24 protein-coding genes are annotated in these 25,131 nt (G+C 74.2%); 16 read left to right on the plus strand and 8 right to left on the minus strand.

Translation table 11 applies throughout. The features are described 5' to 3' along the window. Nucleotides 1-26 precede the first annotated feature (26 nt). Nucleotides 27-1,517 (plus strand): hypothetical protein, encoded by a 1,491-nt coding sequence (locus ACF1BH_RS15400; protein ID WP_391642955.1) that lies wholly within the window; start codon nt 27-29, stop codon nt 1,515-1,517. Here the strand turns inward: ACF1BH_RS15400 and ACF1BH_RS15405 are convergent. After that, the gene (locus ACF1BH_RS15405; protein WP_391642956.1) at nt 1,498-2,952 is read right to left on the minus strand and encodes a glycosyltransferase 87 family protein; all 1,455 of its coding nucleotides are present in this window, start codon (nt 2,950-2,952) and stop codon (nt 1,498-1,500) included. The two genes, ACF1BH_RS15400 and ACF1BH_RS15405, sit on opposite strands and share 20 nt — an antisense overlap. 350 nt (nt 2,953-3,302) lie before the next feature. On the opposite strand from ACF1BH_RS15405, the gene ACF1BH_RS15410 reads away from it, so the two are divergent. Next, the gene (locus ACF1BH_RS15410; RefSeq protein WP_391642957.1) at nt 3,303-4,445 is read left to right on the plus strand and encodes a glycosyltransferase family 4 protein; all 1,143 of its coding nucleotides are present in this window, start codon (nt 3,303-3,305) and stop codon (nt 4,443-4,445) included. A 118-nt stretch (nt 4,446-4,563) separates the two neighbouring features. Here the strand turns inward: ACF1BH_RS15410 and ACF1BH_RS15415 are convergent, their stop codons facing one another. After that, nucleotides 4,564-6,360, minus strand: a complete 1,797-nt coding sequence (locus ACF1BH_RS15415; RefSeq protein WP_391642958.1) for an AMP-dependent synthetase/ligase — start codon at nt 6,358-6,360, stop codon at nt 4,564-4,566. Nucleotides 6,361-6,674: 314 nt separating this feature from the next. Here ACF1BH_RS15415 and ACF1BH_RS15420 point away from each other — a divergent pair, with 314 nt between their 5' ends. From ACF1BH_RS15420 to ACF1BH_RS15445, 6 genes are all read left to right on the plus strand, one after another. Next, the gene (locus tag ACF1BH_RS15420) at nt 6,675-7,451 is read left to right on the plus strand and encodes a metallophosphoesterase (RefSeq protein ID WP_391642959.1); all 777 of its coding nucleotides are present in this window, start codon (nt 6,675-6,677) and stop codon (nt 7,449-7,451) included. Between the two features lie 162 nt (nt 7,452-7,613). Next, nucleotides 7,614-8,087, plus strand: coding sequence for an SRPBCC family protein (locus ACF1BH_RS15425; protein WP_391642960.1), 474 nt, complete (start codon nt 7,614-7,616; stop codon nt 8,085-8,087). 2 nt (nt 8,088-8,089) lie between these two features. After that, complete coding sequence (locus ACF1BH_RS15430; protein ID WP_391642961.1) at nt 8,090-9,289, plus strand: ArsA family ATPase; 1,200 nt, start codon at nt 8,090-8,092, stop codon at nt 9,287-9,289. A 103-nt stretch (nt 9,290-9,392) separates the two neighbouring features. After that, nucleotides 9,393-9,872 carry a DUF5304 domain-containing protein gene (locus ACF1BH_RS15435; protein ID WP_391642962.1) on the plus strand — a complete coding sequence of 160 codons (480 nt, stop codon included), beginning with the start codon at nt 9,393-9,395 and terminating at the stop codon, nt 9,870-9,872. A 73-nt stretch (nt 9,873-9,945) separates the two neighbouring features. Next, a complete protein-coding gene (locus ACF1BH_RS15440) occupies nt 9,946-10,887 on the plus strand; it encodes an ROK family glucokinase (protein ID WP_391642963.1) in 942 nt (313 codons plus the stop codon). A 136-nt stretch (nt 10,888-11,023) separates the two neighbouring features. Further along, nucleotides 11,024-11,776 carry an endonuclease/exonuclease/phosphatase family protein gene (locus ACF1BH_RS15445; protein WP_391642964.1) on the plus strand — a complete coding sequence of 251 codons (753 nt, stop codon included), beginning with the start codon at nt 11,024-11,026 and terminating at the stop codon, nt 11,774-11,776. Nucleotides 11,777-11,807: 31 nt separating this feature from the next. On the opposite strand, the gene ACF1BH_RS15450 is transcribed toward ACF1BH_RS15445, so the two are convergent. Continuing rightward, nucleotides 11,808-12,482 carry a hypothetical protein gene (locus tag ACF1BH_RS15450; protein WP_391642965.1) on the minus strand — a complete coding sequence of 225 codons (675 nt, stop codon included), beginning with the start codon at nt 12,480-12,482 and terminating at the stop codon, nt 11,808-11,810. Further along, nucleotides 12,469-13,266 carry an alpha/beta hydrolase gene (locus ACF1BH_RS15455; RefSeq protein WP_391642966.1) on the minus strand — a complete coding sequence of 266 codons (798 nt, stop codon included), beginning with the start codon at nt 13,264-13,266 and terminating at the stop codon, nt 12,469-12,471. Before ACF1BH_RS15455 ends, ACF1BH_RS15450 begins: the two co-directional genes overlap by 14 nt. Before the next feature lie 197 nt (nt 13,267-13,463). Here ACF1BH_RS15455 and ACF1BH_RS15460 point away from each other — a divergent pair, with 197 nt between their 5' ends. From ACF1BH_RS15460 to ACF1BH_RS15480, 5 genes are all read left to right on the plus strand, one after another. Next, nucleotides 13,464-14,231 carry a lysophospholipid acyltransferase family protein gene (locus ACF1BH_RS15460; protein ID WP_391643078.1) on the plus strand — a complete coding sequence of 256 codons (768 nt, stop codon included), beginning with the start codon at nt 13,464-13,466 and terminating at the stop codon, nt 14,229-14,231. A 111-nt stretch (nt 14,232-14,342) separates the two neighbouring features. Continuing rightward, complete coding sequence (gene macS, locus ACF1BH_RS15465) at nt 14,343-15,554, plus strand: MacS family sensor histidine kinase (protein ID WP_391643079.1); 1,212 nt, start codon at nt 14,343-14,345, stop codon at nt 15,552-15,554. Then, nucleotides 15,551-16,252: a response regulator gene (locus ACF1BH_RS15470; RefSeq protein WP_391642967.1), complete on the plus strand. Its 702-nt coding sequence runs from the start codon at nt 15,551-15,553 to the stop codon at nt 16,250-16,252. Before macS ends, ACF1BH_RS15470 begins: the two co-directional genes overlap by 4 nt. A gap of 187 nt (nt 16,253-16,439) precedes the next feature. Continuing rightward, a complete protein-coding gene (locus ACF1BH_RS15475) occupies nt 16,440-17,468 on the plus strand; it encodes a 6-phosphofructokinase (RefSeq protein WP_391642968.1) in 1,029 nt (342 codons plus the stop codon). A 172-nt stretch (nt 17,469-17,640) separates the two neighbouring features. Next, nucleotides 17,641-18,657, plus strand: a complete 1,017-nt coding sequence (locus ACF1BH_RS15480) for a 2-hydroxyacid dehydrogenase (RefSeq protein ID WP_391642969.1) — start codon at nt 17,641-17,643, stop codon at nt 18,655-18,657. Here the strand turns inward: ACF1BH_RS15480 and ACF1BH_RS15485 are convergent. After that, on the minus strand, nt 18,623-20,608 hold the full coding sequence (locus tag ACF1BH_RS15485; RefSeq protein ID WP_391642970.1) for an anthranilate synthase family protein: 1,986 nt from the start codon (nt 20,606-20,608) through the stop codon (nt 18,623-18,625). The genes ACF1BH_RS15480 and ACF1BH_RS15485 overlap by 35 nt on opposite strands. 93 nt (nt 20,609-20,701) lie before the next feature. Beyond that, nucleotides 20,702-20,920, minus strand: coding sequence for a trp operon leader peptide (locus ACF1BH_RS15490; RefSeq protein ID WP_391642971.1), 219 nt, complete (start codon nt 20,918-20,920; stop codon nt 20,702-20,704). Nucleotides 20,921-20,970: 50 nt separating this feature from the next. Here ACF1BH_RS15490 and ACF1BH_RS15495 point away from each other — a divergent pair, with 50 nt between their 5' ends. Beyond that, complete coding sequence (locus ACF1BH_RS15495) at nt 20,971-22,320, plus strand: class II 3-deoxy-7-phosphoheptulonate synthase (RefSeq protein ID WP_391642972.1); 1,350 nt, start codon at nt 20,971-20,973, stop codon at nt 22,318-22,320. 169 nt (nt 22,321-22,489) lie between these two features. Continuing rightward, nucleotides 22,490-22,840 carry a bacterioferritin-associated ferredoxin gene (locus tag ACF1BH_RS15500; RefSeq protein WP_391642973.1) on the plus strand — a complete coding sequence of 117 codons (351 nt, stop codon included), beginning with the start codon at nt 22,490-22,492 and terminating at the stop codon, nt 22,838-22,840. 21 nt (nt 22,841-22,861) lie between these two features. Here the strand turns inward: ACF1BH_RS15500 and bfr are convergent, their stop codons facing one another. Beyond that, entirely contained in the window at nt 22,862-23,341 is a 480-nt protein-coding gene (gene bfr / locus ACF1BH_RS15505) for a bacterioferritin (protein WP_391642974.1), read from the minus strand. Between the two features lie 153 nt (nt 23,342-23,494). On the opposite strand from bfr, the gene ACF1BH_RS15510 reads away from it, so the two are divergent. Further along, nucleotides 23,495-24,118, plus strand: coding sequence for a sulfite oxidase-like oxidoreductase (locus tag ACF1BH_RS15510; protein ID WP_391642975.1), 624 nt, complete (start codon nt 23,495-23,497; stop codon nt 24,116-24,118). Nucleotides 24,119-24,193: 75 nt separating this feature from the next. On the opposite strand, the gene ACF1BH_RS15515 is transcribed toward ACF1BH_RS15510, so the two are convergent. Continuing rightward, complete coding sequence (locus tag ACF1BH_RS15515) at nt 24,194-25,102, minus strand: deoxyribonuclease IV (RefSeq protein ID WP_391642976.1); 909 nt, start codon at nt 25,100-25,102, stop codon at nt 24,194-24,196. Nucleotides 25,103-25,131 lie beyond the last annotated feature (29 nt).

Here is a 25,131-nt window from a genome sequence, read left to right on the forward strand (position 1 = left end):
GTACGCCCCGGCTTACGATCGGCCGCATGGCAGGTCAGGGTGTACGGCGACCGCCCCGGGCCACGGCCGCGGGGAGCGCCGTGCTGCTGGCCGTGGTGCTCGCCGCCGCGACCGGGTGTGCGCAGGAGCCGCCGCCGCGGACCCGGTTCCCCGAGGTGCAGCGGATGCTGGACGCCCGCGCCCGGGCGGTGCGGCAGCACGACGAGGCCGCGTTCCTCGCCTCCGTCGACCCGGTGCGGCCCGGCTACCGCGACCGGCAGCGCCGCGCCTTCCGCACCCTCAGGGAGCTGCCGCTGGCCGGCTGGCGCTACGACCTCGTCGCCACCGACGCCTTTCCGCTGGCGTCCGGGGGGAACGCGATGGCCGCCAAGGTCGAACTCCGCTACCGGATCGAGGGCTTCGACGCCGAGCCGGTGACCTCCGTGCAGTATCTGACGCTGACCCGCACGGCCGGGCGCTGGCGGATCGCGTCGGACGACGAGGGCGCCGCGTCCGGCTACACCGGGACCCGTCAGCTGTGGGACCAGGGCCCGGTGGCGGCGGTGCGCGGGCGGCACGCGCTGGTGCTGGGCGATGCCGGGGACCGCGGGCGGCTGACGGATCTGGCGCGGCGCGCGGACGCTGCGGTGCCCGCCGTCACCGCCGCGTGGAAGGGCCGCTGGAGCGGTCAGGTGGTGATCGAGGCGCCCGGCTCGGTCGCCGGGATGGCCCAACTGCTGGGCAGCGGCGACCCGTCGGCGTACGCGGGTATCGCGGCGGTGACGACCGGTGAGGCGGGTGCGCGGGCGAAGGCCCCGGCCGACCGGGTGATCGTCAATCCGGAGGCGTACGCGGACCTCAACGACGCGGGCCGTGCGGTGGTGCTGTCGCACGAGATCACCCATGTCGCCACCCGCACGGCCACCACCGGCGACACCCCGCTGTGGCTCTCGGAGGGGTTCGCCGACTGGGTGGCGTACCGGGGCAAGCGGCATGCGGCGGCCGCGGCGGCGCCGGAGCTGACGCGGGCGCTCGCCACCGGGCATCCGCCGCACCGGCTGCCCGTCGACGCGGACTTCGGCTTCACCGGCGGCGCCGCCCGGCTGGCGAAGGCGTACGAGTCCGGCTGGCTGGCGTGCCGGATGATCGCGGACACCTGGGGTGAGGCGAAGCTGCGCGCGTTCTACCGGGCGGCGGGCGGTGTGCCGGCGGGGGAGGGGCATGCGGGGCCGGGGGTGCGGCCGGGCTCGCCGTCGCCGTCGCCGTCGTCGAGGGCCGGGGGCGGGGCGCCGCCCGGTGCCGGGCCCTCCGCCGGTGCGGCGTCCGGGGGCGACGATTCCCGGGGCGGCGGCGCGGACGGGACCGGGCGGCGGGTCGTCGGCGGGCATCCGGCGGCGCGCGCGCCCGGGGCGGTGGACGACCGTCGTACGGCGGTCCGCAACGCCCGCCTCGACACCGCCTTCCGTTCCCAACTCGGCCTGAGCACGGGCGAGTTCACGAAGAAGTGGCGGGCCTATCTCAAGAGCGCGCTGACCTGACGGGAACGTGCCCGGGCGGGCGGCTGCCGGGGGGCCGCGGCGCGGCGGACGGGCGGGCGGCGCCGGCCTCGTCCGCACCGGCGTCCGGGGCCGCCTCCGGTACGGGCCTGGCCGCCGCGTCCCCCGCGTCCGTCCCGCCCTCCTCGTCCGTGGTTCTCCGCACCGTCGTCCGCCACAGCCTGCGGGCGGCGAGGAGCGCGGCCCAGACCAGCAGGGCGTCGCGGAGCAGCAGGACCGTCAGGCCCGGTGCGTCGCTCGCCACCACGTGGCCGAACCAGAGCGGGAACTCCCAGCACGTCAGGCCCGTCGCGGCCAGGACCAGCACCACCGGCAGGATCTGCCGGCTCGCCCGGACGGTCAGACAGACCGCGCCGAGCCCCACCGGCCACAGCAGGTACTGCGGGCTGATGACCCGGCTGGTGACGGTGGCCAGCAGCACCGCGGTGAACGCCGCGTCGCACCACACCGCCGGCCGGGGCGCGGAGCGGATCCCGGCCCGTAGCCGCCACCACAGCAACCAGCCGAGCGCCACGGCCGTCAGGACCGTCGCCACCGCGCCGACCTGCGGCACCAGCGGGCCGAAGAACTCCAGCGAGCCGTAGCGCAGCACCACGTCGCCGGGCCAGCCGAAGTGCCGCGCCACATGGAAGACGAGCGCGCCGAGCGATTCGACCTCCGTACCGCGGTCCCGTTGGGCGGTGAGGAAGGCGAACGCGCCGGGGGCGGCGAGGGCGCAGCCGAGGGCCGCCGCCGCGCCGCAGACCGCCGCGGCGCGCCACAACGCCCGCGCCCGGCGGCCGCGCAGCGGCGCCCCGCACAGCAGCAGCACCGGCCACACCTTCAGCAGCGCACCGCAGGCGATCAGCGCCCCGGACAGGCGCGGGCGGCGGGCTGCGGCGCAGAGCGCGGCCACCGCGACGGCGGTCACCATCAGGTCGTAGCGCGCGTACCCGGTCGGGCCGAGCAGCGCGACCCCGGCGATCCACACCCAGGCGCCCGCCGGACGGTGGCCCGGCCGCCGCCCGGTCCGTACGAGCAGCGCGAGGACGGCGGCGTCGGCGGCGAGCAGCAGCGCGTAGAAGGCGTGCGGGTAGGAGAGGAACGGCAGCAGTCCGGGGGAGAGCATCGCGAGGGCGGCGCCCGGCGGGTACTGCCAGGTGACGTCGCCGGCCGGGAAGGAGCCGGAGCGCAGCACCTCCGCCCAGTTCCGGTAGATCACCGCCACATCGGCGGTGACGTCCGGACCCGGCACCACCAGGACCTTCAGGACGCAGAGGAGGAGGACGGCGCGGGTCGCGGCCCAGCAGAGGAGCTGGAGCCGGACGACCGGGAGGCGGCCGGGCCGGAGCCGTGCCGCCCGGAGCCGCCAGCGGACGGCCGGGGCGGTGGCCGGCCGGGCCGTGGGCCGGGCGCCGCCGGGGTGCGGGGAAGCCATGGTCACCTCGTGGTCCGTGTCTCGGTGGTCCGTGTCTCGCCGTGTCGTCCCGTGGGGCCGGGTGCCGTCCGTGCGCCGCGCCGTGCCGAGGCCGGGGCGCGCCGCCGGGCCCGTACGGCGTGCCGTTCCGTGGCCGGGCCGTCCGGCGCCTCCAGGGCGGGCGGGCACGGCCCTGGACCCGCCCCGGGGCATGATGCCGGACGCGTGCCGCCGTGCCCCGTCTCCCGGCCCCGGCGCGTCCCGGGCCGGTGCCGCCCCCGGAGCCGTTCCGGGAACGACCCGGTACTGTCGGCCGGAGGCGAGGCCCGCGGGTCGCGCCCGCCGAGCCGAGCCGACGCCGAGAGACCAGCGTGCACAAGACCCTCATCGTCACCAACGACTTCCCGCCGCGCCCCGGCGGCATCCAGGCGTTCCTGCACAACATGGCGCAGCGCCTGGACCCCACTCAGGTCGTCGTGTACGCCTCCACCTGGAAGCGCGGCGCCGAGGGGCGCGAGGCCACCGCCGCCTTCGACGCCGAGCAGGAGTTCCCGGTCGTCCGCGACCGTACGACGATGCTGTTGCCCACCCCGGCCGTCACCCGCCGCGCCACCGCGCTGCTGCGTGAGCACGGCTGTACGTCGGTGTGGTTCGGGGCCGCGGCGCCGCTCGGGCTGATGGCGCCCGCGCTGCGCGCCGCCGGGGCGCGCCGGATCGTCGCCACCACCCACGGCCACGAGGCCGGCTGGGCGCAGCTGCCCGCCGCCCGGCAGCTGCTGCGCCGCATCGGCGAGGGCACCGACGCCCTCACCTACCTCGGCGAGTACACCCGCCGCCGGATCGGCGCCGCGCTCACCCCCCGGGCCGCCGCCCGGATGGTCCAGCTGCCGCCCGGCGTCGACGAGAAGACCTTCCACCCCGGCTCCGGCGGCGACGAGATCCGCGCCCGCCTCGGCCTGACCGACCGGCCCGTCGTCGTCTGCGTCTCCCGGCTGGTGCCGCGCAAGGGACAGGACACCCTGATCGAGGCGATGCCCGCGATCACCGCCGCGGTGCCGGACGCCGTCCTGCTGATCGTCGGCGGCGGTCCGTACGAGAAGGAGCTGCGGGCGCTGGCTGAGCGCACCGGGGTGGCGGAGTCGGTGCGGTTCACCGGCGCGGTGCCGTGGGCCGAGCTGCCGGCCCACTACGGGGCGGGCGATGTCTTCGCGATGCCGTGCCGCACCCGGCGCGGCGGCCTCGACGTCGAGGGGCTGGGCATCGTCTACCTGGAGGCGTCCGCCACCGGGCTGCCCGTCGTGGCCGGTGACTCCGGTGGTGCGCCGGACGCGGTGCTGGACGGCGAGACCGGCTGGGTGGTGCCCGGCGGCTCCCCGCAGGCCACCGCCGAGCGGATCGTCACGCTCCTCCAGGACCCGGAGCTGCGCCGCCGGATGGGCGAGCGGGGCCGTGCCTGGGTCGAGGAGAAGTGGCGCTGGGACCTGCTCGCCGAGAAGCTGAAGGAACTGCTCTGAGCCCAGGGGCTGTCCCGGGGCGGCCGCCTTCTCCCGGCGGGACGCGGCAGCCCCCGGACACACCGACGGGGCGCGCCCGGCGGGCCGCGCCCCGTACGTCCGCCGTGCGACCGGTCCGTCAGCCGCGGTAGAGGGCCTCGATCTCCTCGGCGAAATCCTTCGCCACCACGTTCCGCTTGAGCTTCAGCGACGGCGTGACATGGCCGGAGTCCTCGGTCAGCTGGGTCGGCAGGATGCGGAACTTCCGGACCGACTCGGCCTTCGAGACCGCGGCGTTGCCGTCGTCGACGGCGCGCTGCACGGCGGCCAGCAGCTCCGGGTCGCCGGCGAGCGACACCGCGGTGGAGTCCGCGGGACGGCCGTGCTCGGCGGCCCAGCGCGGCAGGAACTCCTCGTCGAGGGTGATCAGCGCGCCGATGAACGGACGGCCGTCGCCGACGACCATGCACTCCGCGATCAGCGCGTGGGCCCGGATCCGGTCCTCGATCACGGCGGGTGCGACGTTCTTGCCGCCGGCCGTCACCAGGATCTCCTTCTTCCGCCCGGTGATGGTGAGGTAGCCGTCCTCGTCGAGGGTGCCGAGGTCGCCGGTGTGGAACCAGCCGTCGGAGAGCGCCTCGGCGGTGGCCGCCTCGTTGTTCCAGTACGCCGTGAACAGGTGCTCGCCGTGGAGCAGCACCTCGCCGTCGTCGGCGATCCGCACCACCGAGCCGGGCAGCGGCTGGCCGACGGTGCCGATCTTCTGCCGGTCCCAGGGGTTGAACGCGGTCGCCGCGCAGGACTCCGTCAGGCCGTAGCCCTCCAGGGCGGTGAAGCCGATGCCGCGGTAGAAGTGGCCGAGCCGCTCGCCGAGCGGGGCGCCGCCGGAGATGGCGTGCGTGGCGCGGCCGCCGAGGACGGCGCGGAGCTTGCCGTAGACCAGCTTGTCGAAGAGCTTGTGCCGCAGCCGCAGGCCGAACTTGGGGCCCGCCGCGGTGTCCAGCGCCTTGCTGTAGGCGATGGCGGTGTCCGCCGCCCGGTCGAAGATCTTGCCCTTGCCGTCGGCCTGCGCGGTGGCGCGCGCCCCGTTGTAGACCTTCTCGAAGACCCGGGGCACGCCCAGGATCAGCGTCGGCCGGAACGAGGCGAGGTCGTCGGTGAGGTGCTTGATGTCCGGGGCATGGCCGAGCTTGATCGGCGCCATCACGCAGGCGATCTGCACCAGCCGGCCCAGGACGTGTGCGACCGGCAGGAAGAGCAGCACCGACGACTCACCGGTGCGGAAGAGCGGGCGCAGCCGCTCGACGACGTTGCCGACCTCGGCGAAGAAGCTGCGGTGGGTGAGGACACAGCCCTTGGGGCGGCCGGTGGTGCCGGAGGTGTAGACGATCGTGGCGGGCGAGTCGGCGTCCGCGAGGGCGGAGCGCTCGTCCACCTCCTCGTCGGTCAGCGCGGTGCCCGCGGCCGACAGGCGGGCGACGGCGTCCCGCTCGATCTGCCAGATGTGGGCCAGTGCGGGCAGCCGGTCGCGTACGGACTCCACGGCCGCCTCGTGCGCGGGCGTCTCCACCAGGCAGGCCACCGCGCCGGAGTCGCCGAGGATCCACTGGATCTGCTCGGCGGAACTGGTCTCGTAGACCGGCACGGTGATCGCGCCGGCGCTCCAGATGGCGAAGTCCAGCAGCGTCCACTCGTAACGGGTGCGCGACATCAGGCCGATACGGTCGCCGGGCTGGATGCCGGAGGCCATCAGTCCCTTGGCGACCGCGCGGACCTCGGCGAGGAACGCGGTGGCCGTGACGTCCTGCCACACGCCGTCGACCTTCCGGCCCACGACCGCGACATCCGGGTGCTGCGCGGCGTTGCGGCGGATGAGATCCGTCAGATTGCCGTCCGAAGGGACCTCGTACAGAGCCGGAAGGCTGAACTCGCGCAAGACTGCTGCTCCTCATTGGCGCCGGTGCCACGACGCTGTGTGCTGCACCGGTTCGGTCCATGACTGGCAGGGGACTGGACTGCCCGGACGTTACCCACCGGTATTGCTTTGGGGTAGGGGGTGCGGCCAGATGTTCGATGCGTCACATGTCAAGGGGTGCGCCGTGGGACTTGCGGCCCCACCTGCGAGGGGCGGGCCGCCAGCGCAGACTAGACCAGCGTTTCGGTGACCGGAAAGTAACCGGCGGGCGGCGCGCTCCCGGCCCGCGGGCAGTGCCCTCCCGGCCCGCGGGCCCGGGGCCTAGGATTTCCGGCATGCGACTGCATGTGGTCAGTGACGTACACGGCAACAGCCGGGACCTCGCCCGCGCCGGTGAGGGCGCCGATGCCCTCGTCTGCCTCGGCGATCTCGTGCTCTTCCTCGACTACGCCGACCACGCCCGCGGCATCTTCCCCGCCCTCTTCGGCGCCGACAACGCCCGCCGCCTCATCGACCTGCGCACCGCCCGCCGGTTCGAGGAGGCCCGCGCCTTCGGCCGCCGTCTGTGGGGCGAGCTGGACGCCGCCGGGCAGCCGCGCGAAACCGCCATCGAGACCGCCGTGCGCGGCCAGTACGCCGAACTCTTCGCCGCCCTGCCCGCCCCCACCTACGCCACCTTCGGCAACGTCGACATCCCCCGCCTCTGGCCCGAGTACGCCCGCGAGGGCACCACCGTCCTCGACGGCCAGCGGGTCGAGATAGGCGGCCGGGTCTTCGGCTTCGTCGGCGGCGGCCTGCCCTCCCCGATGCGCACGCCGTACGAGATCGGTTACGAGGAGTACGCCGCCAAGATCGAGGCGGTCGGCGAGGTCGACGTCCTCTGCACCCACATCCCGCCGGACGTCCCCGAGCTCTGCTACGACACCGTCGCCCGCCGCTTCGAGCGCGGCAGCGCCGCCCTGCTCGACGCCATCCGCCGCACCCGCCCGCGCTACTCCCTCTTCGGCCACGTCCACCAGCCGCTCGCCCGCCGGATGCGCATCGGCGCCACCGAGTGCGTCAACGTCGGCCATTTCCGCGCGACCGGCAGGCCGTACGTCCTGGAGTGGTGAACCGGTACGTGCGCCCGGCCGCCTCGCGGACCCGCGCCGCCCGGCCCGCTGGTGTCCGGCGCCGCCGCCCCGCGCGGTAGCCTTCAGCAGCAGAGACACCGGGTTCGACGCGAGCCGGGGGCCGGGCCGTACCGGCGCAATCGGCATGGAGGAGTCACGGCGATGGCCGAACACACCAGCTCTAGCATCACGATCGCGGCGCCGCCCGCCGAGGTGATGGGAGTGATCGCCGACTTCGAGCGCTACCCGCGGTGGACCGGCGAGGTCAAGGAGGCCGAGGTGCTGGCCAAGGACGACCACGGCCGCGCCGCGCAGGTCCGGCTGCTCCTCGACGCCGGTGCCATCAAGGACGACCACACCCTCGCCTACACCTGGACCGGCGACGACGAGGTCAGCTGGTCGCTGGTCAAGTCCCAGATGCTGCGCGCCCTCGACGGCTCCTACCGCCTCGCCCCGGTGAACGGCGGCGCGGGCACCGAGGTGACCTACCAGCTCACCGTCGACGTCAAGATCCCGATGCTCGGCATGATCAAGCGCAAGGCCGAGAAGGTCATCATCGACCGCGCGCTCGCGGGCCTGAAGAAGCGCGTGGAGTCCGGCCCCGAGGGCACCGCCGACACGGCCGAGACCCACTGAGCGTGCGGACCGTCCTCGTCACGGGCGCGGGCGGCGCCGGCCGCTCCACCCTCGCCGCGGCCACCGCGCTGGCCGCGGCCCGGCAGGGCGCGCGGGCGCTGCTGCTCACCGGCCAGAGCAGCGCCCCGCAGACCGCCCTGGGCACCGAACTGTCCACCACGGCCACCGAGATCGCCCCCGGACTGCACGCCCGCCGCATCGACCCCGGCGACCGCTTCCGCACCGAGTTCCTCGCCTTCCAGGACCGTGCGGGCGCCGCCCTCGACCTGCTCGGTGCCACCCCGCTCGACGCCGACGAACTCACCGAACTCCCCGGCGCCGAAGCCTTCGCGCTGCTGCACGCGCTGCGCGCCGCGCACGCCTCGGGCACCTGGGACGTGGTCGTCGTCGACGCCCCGCCCGCCGACGAAACGATCCAGCTGCTGGCGCTCCCCGCGCAGGTCCGCCGCTATCTGCGCCGGCTGCTGCCCGCCGAACGCCAGGCCGCCCGCGCCCTGCGCCCGGTCCTCGCCCAGCTCGCCGGTGTGCCCATGCCCGCCCAGAAGCTCTACGAGGCCGCCGACCGCTGGGAGCAGGAACTCGCCGCCGTCCAGGCCGTGATCGACGCGCCGGGCACCACCGTCCGGCTGGTCACCGACGCCGGTCCGGTCGCCGCCGGGACGCTGCGCGCCGCCCGCGCCGGGCTCGCGCTGCACGGCCGCCGCACCGACGCGGTCCTCGTCAACCGGCTGCTGCCGACCGGCTCCGCCGACCCGTTCCTCGCCGCGCTCTCCGACGCCCAGCAGGACGCGCTGGCGGCGCTGCGCGAGGAGGTGGCGGGCGTCCCGGTCCACGAGATCGCCCACCTCGGCCGCGACCCGCAGGGCCTCGACGCCCTCGCCGCGCTCCTCGGCGCGGACGCCGCCCGCATCGGCGCCACCGCGGACACCACCGCGCCCGCCGCCGACCCCTGGACCGTCGAGGACCGGCTCGCCGACGACGGGCTGCTGGTGTGGCGGGTGCCGCTGCCCGGCGCCGCCCGCGAGGGGCTGGGACTGGTGCGGCGCGGCGACGAGATCGTCGTCACCGTCGGCCGGCACCGCCGGATACGGACCCTGCCCTCGGCGCTGCGCCGCTGCACCGTCACCGGCGCCGGACTGCGCGAGGGCGAGCTCCAGATCCGCTTCACCCCCGACCCGGCACTCTGGCCCGAGGGAAGCTGATCCGCGTACCCCCGTTCGGGTACCGTCGAAGTGAGTCCCGTCCCGGCCGCCGGGCGCTCCGGCGCACCGCGGCCATCCGCAGCAGGAGTCCACGGAGCCCGCCATGAGTGATGCCACCGACCGTCCGGCCGAGCCGTCGGCCGCTCCCGACGCCGACGCGTGGGAGACGGCCTGCGCCGAGGACCTCGCCGCGGAGAAGGCCCGCCGCCGTGCCGAGAAGGGCGTCCCGCCGGGCAGTGCCGCCGATGAACTGCGCAAGCTCGCCGACGCGGTGAGCGACAAGCTCGCCGGGATCCAGCTGCCCGGCGCGCTCGGCGGCGCCGCCGCGTCCACCGCCGTCAGCAGCCTGTTCCGCCAGGCCAAGGCCGCCGTCGAGCCGGTCGTCGAGCGCCACCCGGACGTCTTCGACCACCTCGCCGCCGCCGGTTCCGAGCTGCTCGCCGCCTACCGCTCCGCCGTCGAGGACGGCGAGGCCCGCTGGACCCGCAAGGAGTCCGGCGACCACCCCAGGCCCGCCGGACGCCCCGAGGACCCCCGCGACGACGACGGCCCCACGGGCACCGAGCGCATCGATCTCGACTGACGGCCGGAGGGTCCCCCTCTCCCGCTCCGGTACGGTGGATCACGGCGGGGTTCGAGACACAACTGAGGGACACATGGGACTCACCATCGGCGTCGACATCGGCGGCACGAAGATCGCGGCCGGCGTGGTCGACGAAGAGGGCTCGATCCTGGACACCTGCACGGTGCCGACCCCGCAGACCGCCGATGCGCTGACCGACGCCATCGCCGACGCGGTCCGCTCCGTCGGCGCCGCCCACCGGGTGGAGGCCGTCGGCATCGGCGCGGCCGGATACGTCGACGAGAAGCGGGCCACCGTCCTGTTCGCGCCGAACATCGACTGGCGGCACGAACCGCTCAAGGACAAGGTCGAACAGCGCGTCGGCCTGCCCGTCGTGGTCGAGAACGACGCCAACGCCGCGGCCTGGGGCGAGTACCGCTTCGGCGCCGGCGCCGGCCACAGCGACGTCATCTGCATCACGCTCGGCACCGGCCTGGGCGGCGGCATCATCATCGGCAACAAGCTGCGCCGCGGCCGCTTCGGCGTCGCCGCCGAGTTCGGCCACATCCGGGTCGTCCCCGACGGTCTGCTGTGCGGCTGCGGCAGCCAGGGCTGCTGGGAGCAGTACGCCTCCGGCCGCGCCCTGCTCCGCTACGCCCGCCAGCGCGCCTCCGCCACCCCCAAGGACGCCACGGTCCTGCTGGGTCTGGGCGACGGCACCCCCGAGGGCATCGAGGGGCGGCACGTCAGCGAGGCCGCCCGCCGCGGTGACCCGGTCGCCGTCGACTCCTTCCGCGAGCTGGCCCGCTGGGCCGGCGCCGGCCTCGCCGACCTCGCCTCGCTCTTCGACCCGTCCGCCTTCATCATCGGCGGCGGCGTCTCGGACGAGGGCGAGCTGGTCCTCGACCCGATCCGCAAGTCGTTCCGCCGCTGGCTGGTGGGCAGTCAGTGGCGGCCGCACGCCCAGGTGCTCGCCGCCCAACTCGGCGGCAAGGCCGGGCTGGTCGGCGCCGCCGACCTCGCCCGCCAGGGCTGAGCCACCGCCCGCCGCGTCCCGGACGCGGCGGGCACCGCGGTTTCCGGGCCCGGCGGCCGTAGGGTCTGTCCTCACCTCCCCGTCCGCCTCCGGGCGCACCGCGGGAGGGCGACGACAGACCCCAGGAGCCGCCGTGATGTCCGCGCTTCCCGTATCCCGTACCGCACCGGACGGTTCGTCCGTCGTGCGGGTGCTCAGCTACAACATCCGCTCGCTGCGCGACGACGGGGCGGCCGTCGCCCGGGTGATCCGCGCCTGTGCGCCCGATCTCGTCCTGATCCAGGAGGCGCCGCGGTTCTTCCGCTGGCGCAAGGCCGCCGAACGGCTGGCCCGCGCGAGCGGTCTGACGCATGTCACCGGCGGCGCCACCACCACCGGCCCGATGATCCTCGCCGCGCTCCGCGTCCACGTCGAGCGCACCGCCGACATCCTGCTGCCCCGCACCCCCGGTCTGCACCGGCGCGGCTTCGCCACCGCCGTCGTCCGCGTCGGCGGCGCCCGGCTCGGCGTCCTCAGCTGTCATCTCAGCCTCGCCGCCGAGGAGCGGTACGCGCAGGCCGGACGGCTGCTGACGGAGCTGGCGGCGCTGGACGTGCCGTACGCGGTGGCCGGCGGCGATCTCAACGACCGGCCGGACGGCCGGAGTTTCCGGCGGCTGTCCGGGGCGCTCACCGACGCCTGGGCCGCGCACCCGTGGGGCGGGGAGTTCACCTCGACACCGCGCGAGCCGCACCAGCGCATCGACGCGCTCTTCACCACCGGCGGTGTCGAGGTACTGGGCTGCGGTGTCCCGCACGGGCTGCCCGGGGTGGACCCCGCCGATCTGACGGCCGCCACCGACCATCTGCCGGTGCTCGCGGCGCTGCGGATCCCGGCGGTCGCTCCCTGAGGGGTGTCCGCAGCGCCCGCGCCGGGTGGCCTCAGACCACCGCGCCGCTGCCGGGCGCCGGCCCGTCGCCGTCCTCGTCGTCGTCCTTCATGCGGGCGATCAAGGTGGCGAAACCGCCGAGGAAACCGCCGACGCCCAGGACCGTGATCCACCACGTCACCGGCTGCTGGAGCAGCACCATGACGACCAGCAGCAGCGGTCCGCCGAGCACCGCGAGCCAGGCGAACTTCGCCGTCACGTCGGCCTGCGGGAGCGGGGGCGGCTCGGGCGGGGTGAAGTGGCCCTCGTCGTCCTCGTCGAAATCGTCCTCCGAGGGCTCGGCGGCGCTCCAGTCGCGCGGGCCGACGCCCGGCGCGTACACCACGAAACTGCCGGGGGAGCCGGGGCCGGGCGCCGCGGGACCGGGCGGCGTCCTCGGTTCGTCGTCCCCGGTCCGGTCCTCGGAGCCGGACTCCCCGGTCCGCTCCTCGGGGCCGGACTCCCCGGCCGGAGCGTCGGACGCCTGCGCCGCGGGGGCGGGCCGCTCGCCCTCCGGGGCGGCGGTGCCGGCGCCGTGGCCGGGCTCCCCGGGGTCGGTGCTCTCGCCCCGTACCTCCCGGCGGGCGTCGTCCCACGCCGGTTCCTCGCCGTAACCCGCGACGATCTGGGCCCAGGCGGCCTCTTCGTCCAGCGGGTCCTGGGGATCGCGAGGGCTACGCTCCGCCACGGGCCGCCGTCCCCTCGTCCACCGGGTCGGTCAGGGCGCCCGGGGCCAGCCGCTCGATGAAGGCGGCGGTGTCCCGGAAGATCTGCTCGGCGTCGTGGTCGAGCGTGGCGACGTGGTAGCTGTGCTCCAGCAGCGTCCGGTCCACGTCCGTCGACGACACCCGGGCCAGGATCCGCTCGGAGTCGGCCGGCGGGACGACATGGTCCTGCGGGCTGGTCATCACCAGCAACGGCTGTGTGACCTGCGGGAGTTCGGTGTCCACCAGCCGGAAGAACTGCCGCACGGAGTACGCGGCGTGCAGCGGGACGCGGTCGTAGCCGGTCTCCGTGGCGCCCGGCTCGGCGATGTCGCTCGCCAGGCCCTTCGTCGTCGGGACGAGGTGGCGCAGCACGGGCAGCAGCCCGGCCAGCGCGTCGTGCACCTTGTTGGCCGGGTTGACCACCACGACGCCGCTGATCGCGTCGCCGTGCCGGGCGGCGAGCCGCAGCGCCAGCGCGCCGCCCATCGACAGCCCGCAGACGAAGACCTTGGTGCACCGCTCGGAGAGCGCCCGCAGCTCGCGGTCGACCTCCGCGTACCAGTCCTGCCACGTGGTGACCGCCATGTCCTGCCAGCGGGTGCCGTGGCCGGGCAGCAGCGGCAGCGTGACGCTCGCCCCCCGGTCGGCGAGGTACTCGGCCCAGGGGCGTACGGACTGGGGGGAGCCGGTGAAGCCGTGACACACGAGGACGCCGACCTCTCCGCCGTCACGGCGGAACGGCTCGGCTCCGGGAAGGAGCGGCACCGGGGAACTCCGATCGATGGGGGATCTGGCTCGTCACCTGCAGCGTACGCGGAGTGACGCCGGTGGGGTAAGGGCGATCGCGCGATGCGGGGGCCCGCCTCGTCCCGGACGGCGGGCCGGAGGCGACGAACGGGGCTCCGGGCCGGGTTAAGGTCTTTGCGTCACACACAGGAGGCAGTCGGTTGATCTACGGCGCAATGAAGTTCTCTCTCGGCGGTTCGCTCAAGCTGGCGTTCCGTCCCTGGGTGGAAGGCATCGAGAACGTTCCCGCCGAGGGTCCGGCGATCCTCGCGAGCAACCACCTGTCCTTCTCGGACTCCTTCTTCCTGCCCGCGGTCCTCGACCGCAAGGTCACCTTCATCGCGAAGGCCGAGTACTTCACCTCGCCCGGCGTGAAGGGGAAGCTGACCGCCGCGTTCTTCAAGGGCGTGGGCCAGCTGCCCGTCGACCGCTCGGGCGCGCGCGGGGCGGGCGAGGCGGCCATCAAGAGCGGTATCGAGGTGCTGGAGCGCGGTGAGCTGTTCGGCATCTACCCGGAGGGCACCCGCTCGCCCGACGGCCGCCTCTACCGCGGCAAGCCCGGCGGTCTGGCCCGGGTCGCGCTGGCCACCGGGGCGCCGGTCATCCCCGTCGCGATGATCGACACCGAGAAGGTGCAGCCGCCCGGCAAGATCGTGCCGAAGATGATCCGGCCCGGCATCCGCATCGGCAAACCGCTGGACTTCACGCGCTACCAGGGCATGGAGGGCGACCGCTTCATCCTGCGCTCGGTCACCGACGAGGTGATGTACGAGATCATGAAGCTCTCCGGCCAGGAGTACGTCGACATCTACGCGACGGCGGCCAAGCGGCAGATCGCCGACGCGAAGAAGAAGGCCGAGGCCGAGGCGAAGAAGGCCGAGGCCGCCGGCAAGGGCAAGGGACACGGCACGGACGGACCGGGTAAGGCCGGGGCCGGGGCGTAGGCGCGCCCGGCGAGGGGTGGGGGCCGGGGAATGGCGGACACCGACACGACGACGGAGGCGGGCGGGGCGGTGGCGGGCACGGCGCCCGCCGCGCCGCGGCCGGGGCTGCGCATGTCCGTGGAGCTGCCGCTGTGGCGCGCGCTCACCGGCTACCGCATCCTCACGCTGATCTACACCTGCTGCCTGGTCGCCTCGCAGTACGAGAAGTACGTGCATCCGCTCGGCGCGGTCGGCTACATGGTGGCGCTCGCCGTCTGGACCGCGCTGACCTGGCGCCACACCACTTCGGCGGAGCGCTGCACCCGGCGCTTCCTCGCCGGGGACCTCACCTTCGCGGTGGGCGGCATCCTGCTGACCATGGTCGTCGAGTCCCATGAGCGGATCATGGGCGGCGCGGCCACGCTGCCGTCGATCTGCACCGCGGGCTCCGTCCTCGGTTTCGCGATCAAGGGCGGCTGGCGGTGGGCGATGGCCGCGTCCAGCCTGGTGGCCGTCGCCAACCTCGTCGAACGCGAGGAGCTGGCCGGGAACACCATCCACAACGTCGTACTGGTCTGGGTGGCGAGCGTGGCGATCGGCTACGTCGTCGAGGTGGCCCGCGACAGTGAGCGCACCCTCGCCCGCGCGCTCCAGATCGAGGCGGCCACCCGGGAGCGGGAGCGGCTGGCCCGCGACATCCACGACAGCGTCCTCCAGGTCCTCGCGATGGTGCAGCGCCGCGGCGCCGCGATCGGCGGGGAGGCGGCGGAGCTGGGCCGGATGGCCGGGGAGCAGGAGGTCGCGCTGCGGACGCTGGTGGCCGGCGGGCTGGTCCCGTCGCCCCGTACGGGCGCCCCGGCGCCCGCCGCCGCACCGCCGGTGGCCGCCGCGCCGCCCGCCGACGCGGCGCGGGGCGGCCGCTGCGACGTACGGGCGCTGCTCGCCCCGTACGCCGGGAGCGGGGTGACGTTCTCCGAGCCGGGCACCGCCGTGGAGCTGCCGGCGCACGCCGCCGGGGAGCTGGCCGCCGCGGTCGGCGCCGCGCTGGACAACGTACGGGTGCACGCCGGGGAGGATGCCCGGGCGTGGGTGCTGCTGGAGGACGAGCCGGAGGCGGTCGTGGTGACGGTCCGGGACGACGGGCCGGGCATCCCCGAGGGGCGGCTCGACGACGCCGAGCGGGAGGGGCGGCTGGGTGTCGCCCTGTCGATCCGCGGGCGGCTGCGGGACCTGGGCGGCACCGCCGAGTGGCTGTCGGTCCCCGGTCAGGGCACCGAAGTGGAGTTGACCGTGCCCAAGGGCGCACCGCCCGAGGGCCGACGCGGGGGGAAGACGCGCGCATGAGCGACCAGGACGGCACGGTTCCGGCAGGCGGTTCCGGCGACGCGATACAGGTGATGGTGGTCGACGACCACCCGATGTGGCGCGACGCCGTCGCCCGGGACCTGGCGGCCGCCGGGTGCGAGGTGGTGGCCACCGCGGGCGACGGTCCGCAGGCGGTGCGCCGGGCCCGCGCCGTGGTGCCCCAGGTCCTCGTCCTGGACCTCAACCTCCCCGGGCTGCCCGGGGCGCAGGTCTGCAAGGAGGTCGTCGGCTCGCACCCCGGTGTGCGGGTCCTGGTCCTGTCGGCCAGCGGGGAGCACGCCGATGTGCTGGAGGCGGTGAAGTCCGGGGCGACCGGCTATCTGCTGAAGTCGGCGAGCACCGAGGAGCTGCTGGACGCGGTGCGCCGCACCGCCGCCGGTGAGCCGGTCTTCACCCCGGGGCTGGCCGGTCTGGTCCTCGGCGAGTACCGGCGGCTCGCGACGGAACCGGCGCCCGCCACCGCGGACGTGCCCGGCGCCCCGAGCCTGACCGACCGGGAGACCGAGGTGCTGCGGCTGGTCGCCAAGGGCCTCTCGTACAAGCAGATCGCCGAGCGGCTGGTCATCTCGCACCGCACGGTGCAGAACCACGTCCAGAACACCCTCGGCAAGCTCCAGCTCCACAACCGCGTCGAGCTGGTCCGGTACGCCATCGAGCGCGGGCTCGACGACGCCTGACCCGCGGGCCGCGTCACCGCCGCGCCGCGCTCCCGCCCGTACGGGTGATCGTCGGGCGCCAACTCGCCCCCGGCGTACCGGAGTCGGCCGCACGCCCATCCCGGAGTGACCCGGATCACGTCTAGCGTGACCGCATCGGTTCGTGCGGGGCCGTGCGCGGCCCTCTGACGGGATGTAGGTGAAGGCGATGCGGGTCGGAGTGCTGACCGGCGGTGGCGACTGCCCCGGTCTGAACGCGGTGATCAGGGCCGTCGTCCGCAAGGGCACCCAGGAGTACGGGCACACCTTCGCGGGTTTCCGCGACGGCTGGCGCGGGCCGTTGCGCGGCGACGTCCGCCCGCTGGACATCGCCGCGGTCCGCGGCATCCTGCCCCGCGGCGGTACGGTCCTCGGCTCGTCGCGGACCAACCCCTTCCAGGAGGAGGACGGCGTCCGCCGGATCAAGGAGACGCTGGCGAAGGAGGAGGTCGAGGCGTTGATCGCGATCGGCGGCGAGGACACCCTCGGCGTCGCGGCGAGGCTCTGGGAGGAGCACGGCATCCCCTGTGTCGGCGTCCCCAAGACCATCGACAACGACCTCTCGGCCACCGACTACACCTTCGGCTTCGACACCGCCGTCGGCGTCGCCACGGAGGCCATCGACCGGCTGCACACCACCGCCGAATCCCATATGCGGGTCCTGGTCGTCGAGGTGATGGGCCGCCACGCGGGCTGGATCGCCCTCCACTCGGGGCTCGCGGGCGGCGCCAACGTCATCCTCATCCCCGAGCAGCGCTTCGACGTCGAGCAGGTCTGCGCCTGGATCGAGTCCCGCTTCCGGGTCCGCTACGCGCCGGTGGTCGTCGTTGCGGAGGGGGCCATGCCCAAGGACGGCCAGATGGTGCTGAAGGACGGCAGCACCGACGCGTTCGGGCATGTGCGGCTCTCCGGTGTGGGGGAGTGGCTGGCCAAGGAGATCGAGCGGCGGACCGGCAAGGAGGCGCGGACCACCGTCCTCGGCCACACCCAGCGCGGCGGCACGCCCAGCGCCTTCGACCGCTGGCTGGCCACCCGCTTCGGGCTGCACGCCGTCGACGCGGTGCACGCCCGTGACTTCGGCTCGATGGTGGCGCTGCGCGGTACGGACATCGTGCGGGTGCCGCTGGCCGAGGCGACGGCGCAGCTGAAGACGGTCGATCCGGCGCTGTACGCGGAGGCGGGGGTGTTCTTCGGCTGACGGCGCGGGCGGCGGCGGGCGGGTGTGCTCCGGAGGGGCCGGGGCGCCCCGCCCGTCGCTCCGCCGGGCCCCGCCCGCGCCGCGGCGGGGCCCGGCGGCCCGGGGCCCGTATATTCGGCCCGGCAGACAAAAGCCGCGGAACGGGCGGGTGTGAGGCGAGGAGGAGAGCGGTATGGAGATCATCGCGTTCGGGGTGCAGGCCGATGAACGGCCCCTGCTGGAGCGGGCGTTCGCCGGCCGGCACCAGATCCGCTGCCTGGACGTCAACCTCGACCACGACACCGCGCCCATCGCCCACGGCTACGAGATCGTCACCACCGACGTCAACTCCGAACTGTCCGCCGAGGTCCTCCAGACCCTCTTCACGGGCGGTACGAAGCTGATCGCCCAGCGGGCCACCGGCTACAACAACATCGACCTCCGGGCCGCCGCCGACCTCGGCATGACCGTCGGCCGGGTCGCCGCCTACTCGCCCTACGCCGTCGCCGAGTTCGCCTGGGCGCTCGCCCTCGCCGTCGACCGCCGGGTGATCCGCGCCGCCCAGCGCACCCGGCTCTTCGACTTCCGCCTCGACGGGCTGATGGGCCGCGACCTGCGAGGACGCACCGCCGGCGTGGTCGGCACCGGCCGGATCGGCGAGGCGTTCACCCGCATCGCGCACGGCTTCGGCATGCGTTTGCTGGGCTGGGACCTCGCCGAGAACCCGGCCTGCCGGGACCTCGGGATGCGCTACGTCGACCGCGACCACCTCTTCGCCGAGTCCGACCTGATCACCCTGCACGTCCCGCTGACCGACGCCACCCGCCGTCTCGTCGACGCCCCCGCGCTGGCCGCCATGAAGGACGACGCCCTGCTGGTCAACACCAGCCGCGGCGGACTCGTCGACACCGCCGCCCTCGTCGAGACCCTGAAGTCCGGCCGCCTCTCCGGCGTCGCCCTCGACGTCTACGAGGAGGAGGCCGGAATGTTCTTCCACGACCGGTCCCTCGACGTCGTCCGCGACGACGTGCTGGCCCGCCTGATGACCTTCAACAACGTCCTCGTCACCTCGCACCAGGCGTACTTCACCGCCGACGCGGTCGGCCAGATCACCGACGCCACCCTCGCCAACGTCGAGGACTACCTGGCCGGCCGCGACGGCGTGAACCTCCTCGTCACACCAGAACGGCCGCCAGCAGCTGGGCGGTGAGCCGCGCCCCGTCCAGCGTCAGCACCGACTCCGGGTGGAACTGCACCCCGGCGAAGCCCGGCCCGCGCAGCGCGTGCACCTCCCCGCTCACCTCGTCCCGGCTCACCTCCACGCGGTGCATGGCCAGTTCGGCGGCGGTGGCGTCGTCGCAGCGGGCGGTGAAGGTGTTGTAGAAGCCGACGGTCTCCGGGCGTCCGAAGAAGTCGATCCGCTCCTGCGCCCCCTGGAACGGCACCTCCTTGCGGACGATCTCCAGCCCCAGCTCCGCCGCCAGCAGCTCATGGCCGAGGCAGACCCCGAGGACCGGCCGGTCCGCCGCCCGCCCGCCCACCAGCTCCGCGGCGAGCGACCGCAGGAAGCGCATCCGGGGGTCGCCGGCGTCGGACGGATCGCCGGGGCCGGGGCCCAGCACCACCGGCCCCCGGTGCGCCCGCACCGCCGCGCGCAGCCCCGGCTCGTCGAACCGGCGCACCGTGACCTCCAGGCCCGACGTCCGCAGCAGATGCGCCAGCATCGCGGTGAAGGTGTCCTCCGCGTCCACGACCAGCGCATGGCCACGCAGCGCCGCGGTCGGCTCGCCCGAGCGCATCCGCAGCCAGAACGGCGCCAGATCCGCCCGCCGCGCGTCCAGCGCGGCCCGCACCCGCGGATCGTCCGCCAGCCGCGGCGCCTCGGCGTCCGCCGCCGGCCGCTCCGGCGCCGGCCGCACCCCCAGCGCGGTGAGCACCCCCGCCGCCTTCGCATGTGTCTCGGCCACCTCGCCGTACGGGTCCGAGGCCCGTACCAGCGTCGCCCCGACCGGCACCCGCAGCCGCCCGCCCGCGTCGATGTCGGCCGTCCGGATGAGGATCGGCGAGTCCAGCGTCTGCGCCCCGGACGCGTCCCGGCCCAGCAGCGCCAGCGCGCCCGCGTAGTAGCCGCGGCCCCGGCCGTCGGCGGCGCGCGGCTCGTGGCGCTCGATGACCCGGCAGGCGTTCTGCACCGGCGAGCCGGTGACCGTCGCCGCGAACATCGTCTCCTTCAGCACCTCCCGCACGTCCAGCGAGGTCCGGCCGCGCAGCTCGTACTCGGTGTGCGCGAGGTGCGCCATCTCCCGCAGCCGCGGCCCGACGACCACCCCGCCGCCGTCGCCGACGGTGCACATCATCTTCAGCTCCTCGTCGACCACCATCGACAGCTCCTCCACCTCCTTGCGGTCGCCGAGGAACGCCAGCAGCCCCTCGGCGCTGGGGCCGCCCGCCGGGTAGCGGTAGGTGCCGCTGATGGGATTCATCACGACGGTGCCGCCGCCCGGCGCGTCCGGCCGCGCCCCGGTCATCCGCACATGCACCTCGGGGCTGGCGCCGACCAGCGTCCGCGCCCCGGGGCGGTGCACCACGTACGTCCAGTACGCCCCGCGCTCCCCGGCCAGCAGCCGCCGGAACAGCGCCAGCGCGTCGGCGGCGCCGAATCCGTCGATCGCGCCCTCGAAGGTCCGCCGGATCACGAAGTTGGCGCCCGCCCCGGTGCCGATCTCGTCCCGCACCACCCGCCCGACGATCTCCGCGTACGCGTCGTCGGCCACGTCGAACGCCCCGTCGCGCACCGCCACGTCGTGCGCCGGGAGCGCCTCCCGCACGGCGTCCAGGGGCAGCTCGTACGCGGTGTGCGGGCGCAGCACGGCCAGCGGGGTGGCGTCGTCGTGGGCGGTGAACCCGCGCTCGCGGATCTGCCGGAACGGGACCAGAGCCAGCGCATCGGTGACCGGCGCGCCGGAGGCGTCCGGGCCGTCGCCGAGCGGGATGTCCGCCAGCAGCTCGACCTCGGTGACCTCGCCGATCAGCACCTCGACGACGGAGCCGTCGCGTCCGGGCGTACGGCGGCGCAGCAGCGCGAACGGCGGGCAGCCGGGGGCCAGCAGCTGCCGCACCAGGGCGGCGGCGTCCTGCGCTGCGGGGGAGTGGTCGTGCATCCGGGGTTCCTTCCGGGAGGAGGAACGGCCGGTGGATACACCGAAGGCCGCCCCTCGGGCGGCCTTCGCGAAGTTCGAGTGAGTACGCGCGTGTCAGCGGGCCGCCGGATGAGCGGTCCACCACCAGTTCGTGACGTGCTGCGCGTACATGCCGGGCACCCTACCGGACCCGCGGCGGCCCGGCGCCGCCGTCCGCACTCCGGACGGCCGCACCCGGCAGCACCCGGCCGCGTGGAGCGGCCCGGAAACGGAGGTGAACCGGCACCGGGCCGCCGGCCGGGGCGCCCGGCCGGCGGGTGCGGTCCGTCTCATACTCCGGGCGTGGCCCGGACACCCTCCGCGGACCCCGTAATGTGGACGGTGTGACCGTGAACGCTGATACCCACGCCGGTGGCAACACCTGGCGAGACCTGCCCGCGGCGCAGCAGCCCGACTGGCCGGACCACGAGGCTCTGCGCGATGTGATCGCGGAGCTCGAGTCCTATCCGCCGCTCGTCTTCGCCGGCGAGTGCGACCAGCTGCGCGAGCGCCTGGCAGCGGTCGCCCGCGGTGAGGCGTTTCTGCTGCAGGGCGGCGACTGCGCGGAGGCGTTCGACGCCGTCTCCGCCGAGCACATCCGCAACAAGCTCAAGACGCTTCTCCAGATGGGCGCCGTCCTGACCTATGCCGGGTCCGTCCCGGTGGTCAAGGTCGGCCGGATCGCCGGCCAGTACAGCAAGCCGCGCTCCAAGCCCACCGAGACCCGCGACGGCGTGACGCTGCCGACCTACCGCGGCGACTCCGTCAACGGCTTCGAGTTCACCGAGGCGGCCCGGATCCCGGACCCCGAGCGGCTCAAGCGGATGTACCACGCCTCCGCCGCGACGCTGAACCTCGTCCGTGCCTTCACCACCGGTGGCTACGCCGACCTGCGCCAGGTGCACGCCTGGAACCAGGACTTCGTGAAGTCGTCGCCCTCCGGCCAGCGCTACGAGGCGCTCGCCCGCGAGATCGACCGCGCGATGAACTTCATGAACGCCTGCGGGGTCGACCCGGAGGAGTTCCGCACCGTCGAGTTCTTCTCGTCGCACGAGGCGCTCATCCTCGACTACGAGTCGGCGCTCACCCGCACCGACTCGCGCACCGGGCAGCTCTACGACGTGTCGGGCCACATGGTCTGGCTCGGCGAGCGCACCCGCCAGCTCGACCACGCGCACGTCGAGTTCGCCTCGCGCATCCGCAACCCCGTGGGGGTGAAGCTCGGCCCGAACACCACGGCCGAGGACGCGCTGGCGCTCATCGAGCGGATCGACCCGGACCGTGAGCCGGGCCGGCTGACCTTCATCACGCGGATGGGCGCGGACAAGATCCGCGACCGCCTTCCCGGGCTGGTGGAGAAGGTCACCGCCTCCGGCGCGCAGGTCGCGTGGATCTGCGACCCGATGCACGGCAACACCTTCGAGGCGGCGTCGGGCCACAAGACCCGCCGCTTCGACGACGTGCTCGACGAGGTCAAGGGCTTCTTCGAGGTCCACAAGGCGCTGGGCACCCACCCGGGCGGCATCCACGTCGAGCTGACCGGCGACGACGTCACGGAGTGCGTGGGCGGCGGCGACGAGATCTTCGTCGACGATCTGCACCAGCGCTACGAGACCGCCTGCGACCCGCGGCTCAACCGCAGCCAGTCGCTGGACCTGGCCTTCCTGGTCGCGGAGATGTACCGCGACCAGTGAGTCCGTCCGTCGCGACGGTGAGCGACACACCTGTGGGGCGCGGATCTGTGATCCGCGCCCCACGGCGTTGTCCGGCGTTGTGCGGCACCTTCGACGAAAGGTAAGGTAAGGGTTACCTCACTGACGATCAACGGGATCGACGAGGCCGACCTACGCGGAGGTGGACCGGGTGTACGTGTGCTCCTGCTTCGGCATCACCGAACAGCAGGTCCGCGAGCATGCGGACACCGGTGCCTGCACGCCCCGCCAGATCGCCTCCGCCTGCAAGGCCGGCACCGACTGCGGCGGCTGTGTGCGCCGCATCCAGGCGCTGCTGGGCCGTGGCGCCTGCCCGCGCCGCGAGCTGATCGACAAGGGCGCCCCCGAACCGCTGGGCGCACCCGTCCCGCCGGCCGCCGCCGAGGCCCTGCCGGTGGCGGCGGAGTCCCTGCCGGTGGCCCCGGAGGCCCCGGTCGCCGAGCCGGCCGCGGCGCTGCTCCCGGTGGCGCAGACGCCCCCGGCGTACCGCGAAGCGGCCTGACCGCCGCCGCGGGCGGCGGGCTCAGGTGCTGGGCTGCTCGACCAGCTGGGCGATGTAGAGCGGCTCGCCGAGCTTCTCCACCAGCTCCAACTGCGTGTCCAGATAGTCGATGTGGTGCTCCTCGTCGGCGAGGATGCTCTCGAAGATGTTGGCCGAGGTGATGTCCCCCTTGGCGCGCATCAGCTCGATCCCGCGCTTGAGCCGGTCGATCGCCTCGACCTCCACCTGCCGGTCCGCCTGGAACATCTCCGTCACCGTCTGGCCGACGCGGACATGGAACAGCCGCTGATAGTTCGGCAGTGCCTCCAGGAAGAGGATGCGGTCGGTGAGAATTTCCGCGTGCTTCATCTCGTCGAACGATTCGGCGCGGGTGTACTTCGCAAGCTTCGGCCAGCCGAAGTTCTCCTGCATCTTCGCGTGCAGGAAGTACTGATTGATCGCGGTCAGCTCGGCGGTCAGCTGCTCGTTGAGGAATTCGATGACCTCGGGGTCGCCCTGCATGGCAGCGGGCTCCTTCCGCGCGGTAACGGGCACGTGCGCCGCATCCTTGCATCGCCCGGAGCGTAACGTCCAGTAAGTGCACGCTTACTGTGGATTGCCCGTTTCGTCTGGCGTTGGTCAGGGGCACCCCTTCCGGTCTGACACCATGGAGGCATGGGTCAGCCGGAAAGCCGCGAAGCGGAGCAACCTCCGCTGCCTCCCGGGCAGCGACTGCAGCGGGGCTGGCCCGTCACGCACTACGGCCCGGTGCCGAAGTTCCGTCCCGAACGCTGGGAGTTCCGCGCCTTCGGCGCCACCGCGGACGGCGACAAACACTGCTGGACGCATGAGGAATTCGCCGCGCTGCCGTATACGACGGTCGTCGCCGATATGCATTGCGTCACCAAAATCAGCATGCTGGGCGCCGAATGGGGCGGTGTCCGTACGGCGACGATCCTCGAACTCGCACCGCCCGCACCCGAGGCCACGCACGTGATGGTCTGGGCAGAATACGGATTCAGTTCGAACCTGCGCCTGGAGGATTTCGCGGCGGAGAACTGCCTTTTCGCCACCCACCGCTCCGGTGAACTCCTCACCGCCGAACACGGCTTCCCGGTCCGGCTGATCGTCCCCCATCTCTACGCCTGGAAGGGCCCCAAGTGGGTCCGCGGCATCGAGTACATGACCGCCGACCGCCGCGGCTTCTGGGAGGAGCGCGGCTACCACAACCTCGGCGACCCCTGGCGCGAACAGCGCTACTCCTACCAGGAGGAACCGGGGGACGGGCCGGAGCTGTGACGAGGCGTCCGCCGCGGTGCGCAGCACGCGCCCGGCGGCCCGTCCCGGGCACACCGGCCCGCCCGGCCCGTCGGCTCAGCTGATCGCGGCCGTCCGCAGCTCCTTCAGCCGGGCGACGTCCGCCGCATGCCCCTCCGGGCCGCCGGGCGTCTCGATCACCAGCGGCACGCCGTCCGTCGCCGGGTGGGTGAACAGCTCGGCGAACGGCTCCGCACCGAGGTGACCGGCGCCGATGTTGGCGTGCCGGTCCTTGTGGGCGCCGACCACGTCCTTGGAGTCGTTGGCGTGGATCAGCCGCAGTCGGCCCTCGCCGGTGACCTCCGTCAACTCGTCCAGCAGCGCCTTCATCCCGCCTGGCGCGGCCATGTCGTGACCCGCCGCGAACGCATGGCAGGTGTCCAGGCAGACGCCGAGCTTCGGATGGCGCTCCAGCACCTCGAAGTACGGCCCGAGATCCTCGGCGAGCGCGCACAGCGAGGCGCCCTGCCCGGCCGTCGGCTCCAGCAGCAGCCAGGGATCGTCGTCGTGCACCAGCTCCGCCAGCAGCGGCCGCATCCACTCCCCGGCCTGCGCCAGCGCCTCGGCGCGCGGCCGCCCGCCGGTCGCCGAACCGGTGTGCACCACCACACCGCGCGCGCCGATCGCCCGGCCGCGGCGCAGCGAGTGCCGCAGCGACGCCACCGACTTCTCCACGGTCGCCTCGGTGTGCGAGCCGAAGTTGATCAGATAGGGCGCGTGGACGTACGCCGGTATGCCCTCGTCCGCGCAACCGGCCCGGAACGCCTCGTCCTGCGCGGGGTTGCCCGCCGGTGTCGCCCAGCCGCGCGGATTGGCGACGAAGACCTGGACCGCTTCACCGCCCATCGTGCGGGCATAGGGGAGACCGGCCTTGGCCAGGCCGCCGGCGACCGGCACATGGCCGCCGACCGGATTACGGAGCCGGCCGCGCGCGGCGGCGTCTGCGGGGGAGGGATGGTTGCTCACTCCACCAGGGTGCCAGGCCCCACCGACAA

Source organism: Streptomyces sp. NPDC014733, assembly GCF_043083385.1.
Taxonomy (GTDB): domain Bacteria; phylum Actinomycetota; class Actinomycetes; order Streptomycetales; family Streptomycetaceae; genus Streptomyces.